The sequence below is a fragment of the Nocardia xishanensis NBRC 101358 genome (assembly GCF_001613365.1).
GTDB lineage: Bacteria > Actinomycetota > Actinomycetes > Mycobacteriales > Mycobacteriaceae > Nocardia > Nocardia xishanensis.
Genome location: NZ_BDCF01000009.1, coordinates 230,533 through 243,319, shown reverse-complemented (window position 1 = coordinate 243,319; position 12,787 = coordinate 230,533). Strand labels below are relative to the sequence as shown.

The 12,787-nt window shown below is 70.7% G+C and carries 11 protein-coding genes; 2 read left to right on the top strand and 9 right to left on the bottom strand.

Annotated elements, in window-relative coordinates; translation table 11 throughout:
* Nucleotides 1-92 precede the first annotated feature (92 nt).
* Entirely contained in the window at nt 93-395 is a 303-nt protein-coding gene (gene groES, locus NX1_RS10480) for a co-chaperone GroES (RefSeq protein WP_068057087.1), read from the bottom strand.
* A gap of 662 nt (nt 396-1,057) precedes the next feature.
* On the opposite strand from groES, the gene NX1_RS10475 reads away from it, so the two are divergent.
* Entirely contained in the window at nt 1,058-2,665 is a 1,608-nt protein-coding gene (locus NX1_RS10475) for a DUF7159 family protein (protein WP_068057085.1), read from the top strand.
* 107 nt (nt 2,666-2,772) lie between these two features.
* On the opposite strand, the gene tsaD is transcribed toward NX1_RS10475, so the two are convergent.
* The 7 genes from tsaD to NX1_RS10440 form a co-directional block, all read right to left on the bottom strand.
* Nucleotides 2,773-3,816, bottom strand: coding sequence for a tRNA (adenosine(37)-N6)-threonylcarbamoyltransferase complex transferase subunit TsaD (gene tsaD / locus NX1_RS10470; protein ID WP_068057083.1), 1,044 nt, complete (start codon nt 3,814-3,816; stop codon nt 2,773-2,775).
* Nucleotides 3,813-4,331 carry a ribosomal protein S18-alanine N-acetyltransferase gene (gene rimI, locus NX1_RS10465; protein WP_068057081.1) on the bottom strand — a complete coding sequence of 173 codons (519 nt, stop codon included), beginning with the start codon at nt 4,329-4,331 and terminating at the stop codon, nt 3,813-3,815. The genes tsaD and rimI overlap by 4 nt, the downstream gene beginning before the upstream one ends.
* A complete protein-coding gene (gene tsaB, locus NX1_RS10460; RefSeq protein WP_068057079.1) occupies nt 4,331-5,032 on the bottom strand; it encodes a tRNA (adenosine(37)-N6)-threonylcarbamoyltransferase complex dimerization subunit type 1 TsaB in 702 nt (233 codons plus the stop codon). Before tsaB ends, rimI begins: the two co-directional genes overlap by 1 nt.
* Nucleotides 5,033-5,132: 100 nt before the next feature.
* Nucleotides 5,133-5,582, bottom strand: coding sequence for a tRNA (adenosine(37)-N6)-threonylcarbamoyltransferase complex ATPase subunit type 1 TsaE (gene tsaE / locus NX1_RS10455; protein WP_068057077.1), 450 nt, complete (start codon nt 5,580-5,582; stop codon nt 5,133-5,135).
* Between the two features lie 106 nt (nt 5,583-5,688).
* Nucleotides 5,689-6,810, bottom strand: a complete 1,122-nt coding sequence (locus tag NX1_RS10450; RefSeq protein ID WP_373864873.1) for an alpha/beta fold hydrolase — start codon at nt 6,808-6,810, stop codon at nt 5,689-5,691.
* 52 nt (nt 6,811-6,862) lie between these two features.
* Nucleotides 6,863-8,020, bottom strand: a complete 1,158-nt coding sequence (gene alr / locus NX1_RS10445) for an alanine racemase (protein WP_068057075.1) — start codon at nt 8,018-8,020, stop codon at nt 6,863-6,865.
* Nucleotides 8,021-8,400: 380 nt separating this feature from the next.
* Nucleotides 8,401-9,840: an NAD(P)H-hydrate dehydratase gene (locus tag NX1_RS10440; protein WP_068057169.1), complete on the bottom strand. Its 1,440-nt coding sequence runs from the start codon at nt 9,838-9,840 to the stop codon at nt 8,401-8,403.
* A 139-nt stretch (nt 9,841-9,979) separates the two neighbouring features.
* On the opposite strand from NX1_RS10440, the gene NX1_RS10435 reads away from it, so the two are divergent.
* Nucleotides 9,980-10,399: a cupredoxin domain-containing protein gene (locus tag NX1_RS10435; RefSeq protein ID WP_068057073.1), complete on the top strand. Its 420-nt coding sequence runs from the start codon at nt 9,980-9,982 to the stop codon at nt 10,397-10,399.
* Between the two features lie 497 nt (nt 10,400-10,896).
* Here the strand turns inward: NX1_RS10435 and glmS are convergent, their stop codons facing one another.
* On the bottom strand, nt 10,897-12,777 hold the full coding sequence (gene glmS, locus NX1_RS10430; RefSeq protein ID WP_068057071.1) for a glutamine--fructose-6-phosphate transaminase (isomerizing): 1,881 nt from the start codon (nt 12,775-12,777) through the stop codon (nt 10,897-10,899).
* Between the last annotated feature and the right edge of the window lie 10 nt (nt 12,778-12,787).

The window sequence follows — 12,787 nt, the reverse complement described above, 5'->3', positions numbered from 1 at the left end:
CCCGCTGGGAGGGGAACCGGGGCAACGTCGTTACGACTCGATCCCGGGCGTGGCCGGGAAGCGCGATCCGACCCGGATCGCGCCGAGCGCGGTCACTTGCTGACGACAGCCAGCACGTCGCGCGCGGACAGGATCAGGTACTCCTCGCCCTGGTACTTGATCTCGGTGCCGCCGTACTTGCTGTAGATGACGACGTCACCCTCCTGGACATCCAGCGGGATGCGCTTCTCGCCGTCCTCGTCCCAGCGGCCGGGGCCGACGGCAACGACGGTGCCTTCCTGCGGCTTCTCCTTCGCCGTGTCCGGGATGACCAGGCCGGAGGCCGTCGTCGTCTCGGCCTCGTTGGCCTGGACGAGGATCTTGTCCTCGAGCGGCTTGATGTTCACGCTCGCCACGTTGAGCCCTCCACTTTCAGGGGATTTACGGTCGTCCGGAACTGTTGTCCCGGACCATCGGTTCGGTCACGGTGCTGACCCTGCGCATAGCCCCGTCGTCGCGGGTGCCGGGACCCCTGCTCAGTAGTCACAACTGCTGACACCCGGCGAATGCGGAGGGCGGACGGTTACCCGGCCGTCCACGTTCACCAGTGCCACTAGCACTCTATACACGAGAGTGCCAGCGCTCAAGGCCGGGCGGTGCCAATGCGCGTCGACGCCCCGCTCGGCGCCCGCCTTGGTTCGGATATGCACTCACCAGGGTTGGTTGCCCCACGCCCTCAGGGCTTTCCATCGGTTCGCGAAATCTGTAACGTTCGGATAACGGATTGTGACAGTATTGACGACGGTCGTACCTCGGCCGCCGAGTTCATCACGAACCGGCGTCCGAGGGAGGCATCGAGCGTTACGAAAGAACCAGCACGGCGTCACACATTCCGTTGCGCCACAGAGCTTCACCAGAGGGCAAGCCCACACGTGATCCAAGGCCGGTTCTCGCGACCCACCCGGACGTCGGTCCGGCCGGATCCCGAGTCCGGATCGCTCGCCGACCACGCGACGGTCCGGAAGTCCATTCGAGATGGTCGGCGACACGATGACCATCCGCTCGAAGGGAGGTGAACATGCGAACATCCCTCGGCATCTCCGCCGGGAACGAGGTCGTGTGCTCGGCGCTGGTCGCCACCGCGCCGAACGGCGCCCAAAGCTTCGACTACCGAGTCGTTTCCGCCGACGCGGCCCATTCCGATGTCGGTGATCTCGTCGCGTCCTCCATCGACCTGATGACCACCCAGCTGCCGAGTCAGCAAGTGCCGCACGACATCGCGTGGCCCGCCCAGCCGGTCGGCGTCCGGTTCGCCGGCACCGGATCGGCCGGGCTGGAAGCGGCCGCGGGCAAGCCGCCGACCAGCGTCGCCGTCGCCTACCGCAGCAAAGAGCAGGCGCAGGTGATCCGTTCGGCCACCGGCAAACAGCGCGAGCTGAAACTGGTACCGGAAGGCACTGCCGCGCTGACCTTCCTGCGCCACACCGGGCTGCTCGACCGCTACGAGACGGTGGCCGTTGTCGACCTCGGCGCGACGGGTCTGAGCGTCACCGTCGCCGAACAGGGCGACGGCACCGTGCTTCGCTCCGAACGCATCCACGCGATCAGCGGCAACGCGATCGACGACCTGATCTACCACCACCTGGTCGACCTCCACTACGCCCGGCGCGGCACCAGGCCGAACCGCCGCATGCTGACCAACCGCGGCCGCACCGCGAAGGAACATCTTTCGGTGGCGCCCGCGGTCACCCTCGACCACGTCGCAGGCCGTCCGCTCAAGCTCACCAGAGCCGATTTCGAGGAACTGATCGGAGATCTGCTGCGCGACACCGCCTTGTTCACCGAAGCTGTATTCGCGCGGGCGCCCAAATCTCCGGAGGCGGTCGCGGTGATCGGCGGCGGCGCCAACATCCCCGCCGTGCTCGAGACGCTCGAACGCGCACTCGACGTGCCGGTGCTCACCGTCGACGATCCGGAGGCGGTCATCGCCAAGGGCGCCGCGCTGGTGGCCGACGCCGCGCAGCCTTCCGCGTCTCCGGTGACGGCCGGGCTCGGCGGCGACGCGCCCGCTGGCACCTTCACCAAGGTCATCGGCACCCTCGCGGGAGCCATCGTGGTGGTCGGCCTCGTAGTCGGCTACGGCTTCAAGACCTTCGCGCCGACGTCGGAGGAGGAGGTCTCGCCCGCGGGCACGACGAGCAGCGCCCAGCTGCCGACGCCGGCGGTCACGCAGGCCCCGCAAACGGGCGCGGGGACCGTCACCTCCGGCGGCCGCGAGACCACCGATGTGGCCACCGTCGCACCGCCGCCGGTCACCCAGGACGTCGGCCTGCCGTCGACCCGCACCGGCGCCGTGTCCACCCCGACGCCGACACCGACACCGGCGCCGATCCCGTCGGTCCAGCCGACGCTGCGCCCCGATCCGAACCTGCCGCCGATCCCGTTCCCGGAGCTGCTCGGCCCGCTGCTGAATTCCCCCGGTAATCCCCTGTTGCCCACGCAGCAGAACCGCGAGGAATACGGGCCGTCGACGAGCCCCGCGCCCCCGCCTGCGAGCGGTCCGCCACAGGCGCCCGCGCACACCAGGATTCCCATCCCGATGCCGCGCTCGAACTCGGGCTCCGCCCGGCAGGGCACGACGAGCGCACTGCCGCTGCTCGAGGTCGAGTTCGCTCCGCACCACTGAACCGCACGCTCGATTCGACCGAGCGAATCACCGCCGGACGGAATGCCCTTCGCTGGTAGATGATCCGATTCGCCCCGCGGACAGCCAGATCGGCAGGCCCGACGGTCTCAGCCGATCTGGCTGACCGAAACCGGCAGCCCCGGGTCTGTCGCGACGGTGAGGGGTGAGGGCTTCGCCCCGCCCGCGATGACGTGCGCGCCGAGCGCGGCGATCATCACGCCGTTGTCGGTGCACAGCCGTGGTTTCGGCACCCGCAGCGTCAAACCGGCCGCGGCGCAGCGCTCTTCGGCCAGCGAGCGAATCCGCGAGTTGGCGGTGGCGCCGCCGCCGAGCACCAGGGTGCCGACACCCACGTCCTGGGCGGCGCGCACGGCCTTCATGGTCAGCACGTCGGCGACCGCCTCCTGAAAGGACGCGGCGATATCCGGAATCGGCAGGTCCTCGGCCGCGACACCGCTGCGCTGCGCGGCCTCCACGTAGCGGGCGACGGCGGTCTTCAGGCCGGAGAAAGAGAAGTCGTAGCGCGGGTCGCGCGGCCCGGTCATGCCGCGCGGGAACGCGATCGCCTTCGGATCTCCGCTCGCGGCGGCCGCGTCCAGCGCGGGTCCGCCCGGGAAACCCAGACCGAGCAGCCTGGCCACCTTGTCGAAGGCCTCCCCCGCCGCGTCGTCGACCGTGCTGCCGAGTTCGACGATGGGCTCGGCCAGATCGGTGACGTGCAGCAGATGGGTGTGCCCGCCGGACACCAGCAGCGCGACGCAGGGCGGCATCGGCCCGTGCTCCAAGGTGTCCACCGCGACGTGTCCGCCGAGGTGGTTCAGCGCGTAGAACGGCACGTCCCAGGCCGCCGCATAGGCTTTCGCGGCCGCGACGCCGACCAGCAGCGCACCGGCCAGGCCGGGGCCGATGGTGACCGCGAGCGCGTCGGGCTTGGCGATGCCCGCCGCCGACAGCGCCCGGCGCATGGCGGGAACGATCGCCTCCAGGTGCGCGCGCGAGGCGATCTCCGGCACCACGCCGCCGAAGCGCGCGTGCTGGTCGACGCTCGACGCGACCTCGTCGGCGAGCAGCTCGCAGCTGCCGTCGGGGTGGCGGCGGACGATGCCGACTCCCGTTTCGTCGCAGGAGGACTCGATGCCCATGACGATCACGACAGCACCTCGTCGGGAAGCGGGAGCGCGGTCAGTTCCGGCCTGCGCATGGTGTAGGCGTCGGCGCCGCTGGGGTGGTAGTAGTTCTTGCGCAAGCCGATGATGTGGAATCCGTGCTTGGCGTAGAGCGCGATGGCGGGCGCGTTGTCGGTGCGCACCTCGAGGAAGACCGGTCCGCCGCGCTTGCCCGCTTCCGCGAGCAACGCCTCCAGCAGCAGCGTGCCGATGCCTGCGCGGTGGTAGTTCGGGTCGACGCCGATGGTGTGCACTTCGGCCTCGGGGTGAGCGGCGTCACCGAGCAGCGCCACGCCCGCGTATCCGACCATCCGTCCGTCCTCGTCGCGCGCGGTGATGTAGCGGTTGTGCCGTCCGGCCAGTTCCGAGCGGAAGGCGACCGCGTGCCACGGATCGTCCTCCGGGAACAGCAGTTGTTCGAGTTCGACGCAGCGCTCGATGTCGTCCACGTTCATCGGCACGATGTGGAAGGCGGCGGTGCGTACTTCGTCGTCCACCATCACGCTCCCGTCCTGTCGAGCGTGCGGTAGGCGTTCTCGACGGCGTCCGGCCTGCGCAGGTAGAGCGGCACCAGCGGTTCTGGCACGGCGCGGGTGAGGAGTTCGGCGGCGGCGACGCGCACCAGTCCCGCGGGCGATGGCGTCTCCACCGGCAGCACCGGCAGATCGAACAGGTCGACGTGCGAGGCGGAGCCCGCGATCGCCGTGGCCGAGTCGTGGTCCAACGCGCCGGGCTTGACGACGTCCGGCCCAGCGACCCGCAGACCGGCGCGGTAACGCGCCCAGTACACCTCGCGCCTGCGCGCGTCGGTCACCACGAGCAGCTCGCCGTCGGCGGTGAACTCGCCCTGAGCGAAGACGTCCGAGGCGATCGCGTCCAGGCTGCACACGCCGTACACCGGGATGCCGAGCGCGTCACCGAAGGCGGCCGCCGTCGCCATGCCGACCCGCAACCCGGTGAACGGGCCCGGCCCGACACCGGCGACGACCGCGGCGATATCGGTCCTGGAACGGCCTGCCTCGGTGAGGCATTCGAGTATCTGCGGGGTCAGCACCTCGGCGTGAGCGCGGGCATCGACCCGGACCCGCGTGGCGACGGTACGCAGCTCGGCCGTGGTGACCGCATCGGGCGCGGCCTGCTCCAGTTCCACCAATCCCGCTGTAACGGCGGGTGTCGCGGTGTCGACAGCTAGTACAAGCATGATTGGCCCAACGATACCGGGTGGTACCTCACGGCGGTGCGGAGCTACCGGGTAGCTAAACCCGGCGGCCGATCCGGCCCGCGCCCACTGTGACCTGCGTCTACTCCACCCACTCCCAGACCGCTGTTCGCACATCGGATTCCGGTTCCCTGGTCAGCAGGACGCGCAGGTGCCGCTCGGCCAGGTGCTCGACGACCCCGAGGCCCCACTCCACGACGACCACCGCCTCGTGCAGATCGGTGTCGAGATCGAGCGCGTCGAGTGCGTCCAGATCGCCGCCGAGCCGGTAGGCGTCCACGTGCACCATCGGCACCGGCGCGGCGCCGACGCGCCTGCCCGCGCGATGTTGTCTGGCGATGATGAAAGTGGGCGAGCTCACCCTGCCCTGCACGCCGAGGCCGTCGGCGATGCCGCGTGTGAGTGCGGTCTTGCCCGCGCCGAGCGGACCGTCGAGCACCACGAGATCGCCCGCGCCGAGTCCGCTCGCCAGTTCGCGGCCGAGCGCCTCGGTGTCTTCCACGGTCGGCAGCGTTCGCCGTTGCTGCGTCACCGCCGGCCTCCGATCCCTTCTCGCCTTGCCGCTGATCCGCGTCGAGCGTACCGGCGTGGGTCGATCCGGCCGTCGGCAGCTTCGGGATCGCCGCGGCGGGCCTCGCTCACCCTGCCGTGGCCTCGTCGGGCCCGTCCGCCTCCTCGGCGCGGACGAACCCGGCGCGCACCAGCAGCCGGTGCAGCGCGTCGTTGACGGTGTCGGGGAACTGGAGATGCGGCATGTGGGCGGCCTCGGCGAGACGGACCAGTTCGCTGTTCGGCAGCTCACGGGCCAGCGCCCGCGAGTTGCGGAACGGGATGACCAGGTCGTGCGCGCCGCCCAGCACTAGCACAGGGAGCCCGGCCAGCGTCGGCAAGGCGGCCGATTCGTCGTGCAGCTCAATGGCTTTCAGGAACTTCACGATCGTCTCCACCGGGGTGTCGTCGATCATCAGCGTGGTGAACCTGGACAGCGTCGGGCTCACGGGGCCGCGGAACGAGCTGACGTGCAGGAACGGCGTGATCAGATGTCGCACCGTGGATCGACCGGCCTGCACCAGCGCGGGCGCGGTGTGCACCGCGAGCCGGAAACCATCGATCGCCGGATTGCGCAGCAGCTGGGTGATGCCCGCCGCGGTGACCTCGGCGGCCGCCGTGGAGAGCAGCGCGATCGCGATCACCCGGCGCGCGAACAGCTCGGGGAACTGGGCCGCCGCGGCGAGCACCGCCATGCCGCCGAGCGAATGACCCACGAGCGCGACCGGTCCGGTGGGCGCGCTCGCCTCGACGACGGCGGCCACATCGCGGCCGAGCTGCGCCACGGTGCAGCTCTCCGTTGCCGGCGTGCCGGAGCGTCCGTGCCCGCGCAGGTCGAAGAACACCAGGCGGGCCTGCCCACCCCAGCGTTCTTCCAGGTCGCGCCGCTGGAAGTGGAAGGACTCCATGCTGTTGCAGAAGCCGTGCACGAAGACGACGGTCAGCGGCGCGTCGGCCGGACCGCATTCGCTGGTGGCTAGCAGGACACCGTCCTCGGCGATCACCGCACCGGCCCGGTCCTCCGCCATGAGCGCGAAGTTCTCGTCGCGGTATTCGTCGCGACGCGCGGGCCAGAGCACCTTCGCCCCTGCGCGGCGTAACGCGTGCGCGCTCGCGAGCGCGCCGACCATACCGGCGGTCGCCATCCCACCGCGCCAGATGGTGGAGTGATTGTTGTTGCCCCGCAATATTTTCGGACGTCGCGATCGCATCGAGATCCCCTCACCTGTCAGCGGCACACGCCGACGAGTCCAGCACACGGCGTCAGCGCGGGCAAGCCGGATCCATCCCGATATGGCGGCGCGCGACCCGTCCGCGCGGCGAGCAAACGATCTCGTAGTGGATGGTGCCGAGCAGGTCGGCCCAGTCCTGCGCACCCGGCTCGCCGGCGCCGCCGCCGAACAGAATCGCGGTGTCGCCCTCCGCCACGCCCGCGGCGTTGTCGCCCAGGTCGACGACGAACTGGTCCATGCACACCCGCCCGACGTTAGGGCGTCTCATGCCGCCGAGCCACACGTCGAAACGGCCGCTCAGCGGGCGGAACACGCCGTCGGCATACCCGGCCGGGACGAGGGCGACGGTGGTGTCGTGCGGGGCGATCCACTGGTGTCCGTACGAGACGCCCTCACCGGCGGCGACCCGTTTCACGAGGGCGACCTTGGCTTGGAAGGTCATCGCGGGACGCAGGCCGAAGTCGCCCAGCTCGGGGACCGGACTCAGGCCGTACACCGCGATGCCAGGGCGCACCATGTCGAAGGCCAGGTCGGGCCGGGTGACCGCGGCGGCGGAGTTGGCCAGGTGCGCGACCTCCGGCGGCAGACCGTGCCGCTCGGCCGCGGCGATGGCCGCGATGAACCGGTCGCGCTGTACGTCGAGGAACGGGTGGTCGGGCTCGTCGGCGTGCGCCAGGTGAGAGAAGATCGCGCGGAAGCGCACGACGCCCTCCGACACCAGGTCGCGAAGCGCCGCGAGGACCCGCGGGTATTCGTCCGGGGCGATCCCGTTGCGGTTCAATCCGGTGTCGACCTTCAGGGTGACCGTCGCCGTCCGGCCGACCCGCCGGGCCGCCGCCTCGACCGACCGCAGATGCGCCAGCGAGGAGACGCCGATCTCGATGTCGCCCGCGATCGCGGCGGCGTAGTCGGAGTCGGAGTTGTTGAGCCAGCACAGAATCGGCGCGTCGATACCGGCGGCCCGCAATTGCAGCGCCTCCGGAATCGTGGTCGTGCCGAGTTCCCGAGCCCCCGCCGCCAATGCTGCTCGCGCGACCTCCACCGCGCCGTGGTTGTAGCCGTCGGCCTTCACCACCACCATCACCGCCGCGTCCCCCGCGTACTCACGCAGAACCCGCACATTGTGGGCAATGGCACCAAGATCGACAACGGTCTCCACTTGCGCACTCACAGCTGCCGATCCTGCCATTCCGCGGATCCGCCTCGCGAGGGAGTATCGATTCCGCAGGTCATCGAGGAATGCCGGGCGTCGGCGGGCGAGGCGGGAACACGGTGTCGACGCCCTTTCCGATGGGCCGAGCGCGGCCGAAGAAGTGAAACTCCGACGTCCGCCAGGGTGGCGTTCACCCTCGTCGATGTCGTCCTCGTGCGCAGCCAATCTTCGGCAATCGGCGCACGTCGCTCCGCGCCCGCACTCGACGCGGCGGCGGAGCGAACAGGACAGCTGGTCGCCCAGTGCTGCGGTTGAGCGGGCGGCAACCGTTCGATCGGACTCCGGCCGAAACATCGACCTCGACGGCACTTCCTCGGAGCCGCCCCCGAGTCGGCTCTACAAGGAGTCGGGCGGCTTCAGTCGCTCAACGAACGCAGGGTGCGTACCGCCGCGCGAACGTGGTTCAGAAGCGGGGTCGCGGAAGTGGGCGCGGCGGTCGGGCGATTCTCGTGGGCGGCGAGGTTCGCGGCCAGGGCATGCGCACGGGCGGCGGCCGCGGCGGACCACGCCGGGTCACGCCCCGCCGCGAGGAGTGCGCCGATGACGCCGGAGAGCACGTCGCCCGCGCCCGCGGTGGCCGCCCATGAACCGCCCGCCTCGTTGACCAGCACCGGGCGGCCCGGCGCGGCGACCAGGGTCGCCCGGCCTTTGAGGAGCACGGTGACCTGCCATTTCTCGGCCAGGTCGCGGACCGCTCCGACGCGATCCGCGCCCACCTCCTGCCCGGTCAGCCGGGCGAATTCCCCGGCGTGCGGCGTCAGCACCGTCGGCGCGGCGCGGTCGCGCACCAACTCGGGCGCGGCGGCGAGCAGGGTCAGTCCGTCGGCGTCCACCACCACGGGCAGGTCGGCGGCGAGGATCTGCTCGAGCCGTTCGCGCGCGTCCGCGTCCGTTCCGGCCCCCGGGCCGAACACCCAGGACTGCACCCGACCGGTCTCGGACACGCTTTGCGCCGCAATCACTTCCGGGAAGTGCGCGAGCACCTGCGCCGAGCCGGTACCCGCGTAGCGCACCATGCCGGAGGTGGCCGCCACCGCACCGCCCGTGCACAACACGGCCGCACCGGGATAGGTCGCGCTGCCCGCGCAGATTCCGGTGACGCCCTGGGTGTACTTGTCGTCGGCCGGCCCAGGCACCGGCCATCGCGCACCGATATGGGCCGGTTCGAGGGCGGCGAGCTCGGGCTCGGGGAGCCGCAAACCGATGGGCACCAACTCGATTCGGCCGCACCACGGCGCGGCCAGCGCGTGCACCGGCTTGTACGCGCCGAAGGCGACCGTCACCGCCGCGCGCACGGCGGGCCCGGCCACCGCGCCGGTGTCCGGGTCGACGCCGCTCGGCAGGTCCGCAGCGACGATCGGAACGTTCACCCCCGCAACGAGTTCCGCGGCGCGCGGCCGCAGCGGACCACGGCCGGAGATGCCGACGATGCCGTCCACGATCAGATCGGGCGCGCCGACCTCCTCGCTCACCCGGCCGCCCGACGCGCGGAGCGCGGCAAGCCCTTTCGCGTGCGCGCGGGCGGGATCGAGCAGCACGGCCGTCACCGCCACGCCTCGTCGGCGCAGTTTCGCTCCGGCCCACAGAGCGTCGCCGCCGTTGTCTCCTGAACCGACCAGCAGCGTGACGGCCCGTCCGGCGACACCGCCCGCGCGCGCTCCGAGCTCCCTGGCGACGATCGTCGCCAGACCGTGCGCCGCGCGCTGCATGGGCACACCCTCGGGCACCCTGGTGAACAGTTCGGCTTCGGCCGCGCGCACTTCGTCGGCGGTGAAATAGCCCCGTTGAACGGGCATCGGCGCCTCCACTGGTTCGGAACCCGCTTGCCGCGGGCCTACCGCCCGCATGTCGGACACTACCGTCCGGCACAGCGAAATCCGCCGTGCCGCAAGCCCCGGCTGTTCCCGGCTCGCCCGGCGACTAGGCTCAGACATCATGCCGATGGTCCGCCGCGTCAAGCCCGCTCCGTTCGTCACCGCGTTCGCCGTGGCGGCAACGCTGTTGCTGGTGGGCTGCGGCTCCGACGATTCCGCCACCGCGCCCACCACCACCGGGCGGGCCACGTCGGCGACCGCCGCCCCGACCGGCGAACGCAAGGCGGCCGCCGTCACCGTCGACGTGGACGACATGAAGTTCTCCCCCGATAACGTCACTGTCGGCGTCGGCGACACCGTCACCTGGAAGTTCTCCGACAAATCGCCGCACTCCGTGCAGGGCATCGGCGACAAGGCCATGGGCATCAACAGCCCGATCTTCGACAAGGGCGAGTGGAGCTACACCTTCACCCAGGCGGGCACCTACCGCTACCTGTGCAGCCTGCACCCGGAGATGCGCGGCACCGTCACCGTGCAGTAGTTCCGGTCATACCCGGCCGACACGCCCGGCCAGCGCGTGGATGCCGCGTTCAGCGCCCCCACTGCCGCGACGAGCGACGCGAGTTCAGAGTCGGCGCGACCTCTGGACAGCGCGGTGTCGGAGGTTCGGCGAGCCTGATCGAGCAACCGCTGGCCCTCTGCCGATCGCTGCCGCGACGGTCGTCTGGGAACAGGTAGCGCTGGAGCATTCTGCGGTCCTCGAGGCGAGAGACCAGCCGGGTCGTCACGCTCTGACTGAGCACCACCGCGTCGGCGGCCCGTCGGCGTTTGCCTCCGAGCCGGTTGCGACACGCGGCTGCCGGTTCCGCAGCGCGCCGGCACTCTGCCAGCCGAGTCGGCGGCTCGACAGAAGGTGGTCAGGGTGCAGCGCGGCGGGGTTCGGTCGTCAGCCGCGGTCGTCGTCTACGCCCAAGGCGGCCAACGGCCATGACGGCTCGCGGATCGGTGGTTCGCCGGGAGGACACGCCACGCCGATGTCTATTCGACCGTCACCGATTTCGCCAGGTTCCGCGGCTTGTCGACGTCGTAGCCGCGGGCCTGCGCCACCTCGGCGGCGAAGATCTGCAACGGGACGGTCGAGAGCAGCGGCTGGAAAAGGGTCGGCGCCGAGGGGATCTCGATCAGATCGTCGGCGAACGGACGCACCGTGTCGTCGCCCTCCTCCGCGATCACGATCGTCCGCGCGCCGCGCGCCTGGATCTCGCGGATATTGCTGAGCAGCTTGGAGTGCAGCACCGCGCGGCCCTTCGGCGACGGCATCACCACGATCACCGGCAGCCCGTCCTCGATCAGCGCGATCGGGCCGTGCTTGAGCTCACCGGCGGCGAAGCCCTCGGCATGCATGTACGCGAGTTCCTTGAGCTTGAGCGCACCTTCCAGCGCCACCGGGTAACCCACGTGGCGGCCGAGGAACAGCACGGTCGGCACGTGCGCCAGCTCCCTGGCGATCGCCCGCACCTGCGGCGCCGTCTCCAGCACCCGCTCGACCAGCTTCGGCATGGCCTCCAGCTCGCGGAACTCGCGCGCGACCTCGTCGGGGTACTTGGTGCCGCGCGCCTGCGCCAGCGCCAGGCCCACGAGGTAGTTCGCCGCCACCTGCGCGAGGAACGCCTTGGTCGAGGCGACGCCGATCTCCGGGCCGGTGCGCGTGTAGAGGACCGCGTCCGACTCGCGCGGGATCTGCGCGCCGTTGGTGTTGCAGATGGCGAGCACGCGCGCCTTCTGCTCCTTGGCGTGTCGCACCGCTTCGAGCGTGTCGGCGGTCTCACCGGACTGCGAGATCGCCACCACCAGCGTCGACCGGTCGAGGACCGGGTCGCGGTAGCGGAACTCGCTGGCCAGCTCCACTTCGACGGGCAGGCGCGTCCAGTGCTCGATCGCGTACTTGGCCAGCAGACCGGCGTGATACGAACTGCCGCAGGCCACCACGAAGACCTTGTCGAACTCGCGCAGCTCCTGATCGGCGAGCCGCTGCTCGTCCAGCACGATCCGGCCGCCGGACTCGTCGGTGGTGAAATGCCCGATGAGGGTGTCGGCGACGGCGGTCGGCTGCTCCTCGATCTCCTTGAGCATGAAGTAGTCGTGGCCGCCCTTCTCCGCGGCGGCCAGATCCCAGTCGATGGTGAACGGGCGGGTGCGCACCCCTTCCTCGACGCCGGCGAAGTCGGTGACCCGGTAGCTGTCGGAGGTGATCACCACGGCCTGATCCTGACCGAGCTCGACCGCCTCGCGGGTGTGCTCGATGAACGCGGTGACGTCCGAGGCGATGAACATCTCGCCCTTGCCGACACCGACCACCAGCGGCGTGTTGCGTCGCGCCGCGACGATCACGTCCGGGTGATCGGCGTGCGTGAAGACCAGCGTGAACGCGCCCTCCAGGCGGCGAAGCACGGCCAGCGCGCTGGCCGGGAAATCGCCCGCGGTCGGGCCGTCGGCGTAAGCGCGGGCCACCAGGTGCACCGCCACCTCGGTGTCGGTGTCGCTGTGCAGCTCGATCCCGGCGTCCTCCAGCTCGCGCCGCAGCGGCGCGAAGTTCTCGATGATGCCGTTGTGCACCACGGCGATCTTGCCGCTGCCATCCCGGTGCGGGTGCGCGTTGCGGTCGGTCGGCGCGCCGTGCGTCGCCCAGCGCGTGTGGCCCATACCTGTGGTGCCCGCGAAGCTCGCCACCCCGGATTCGGCCAGCTCGGCCTCCAGATTGGCCAGCTTGCCCGCTTTGCGTTCGACCGCGAGAGCGCCCTGTCCGTCCAGGATCGCGACGCCCGCGGAGTCGTACCCGCGATATTCCATGCGGCGCAAGGCGTCAACGACGACGCCGAGCGCGTCCCGGTACCCGACGTAGCCAACGATTCCGCACATGGCTCCCCAG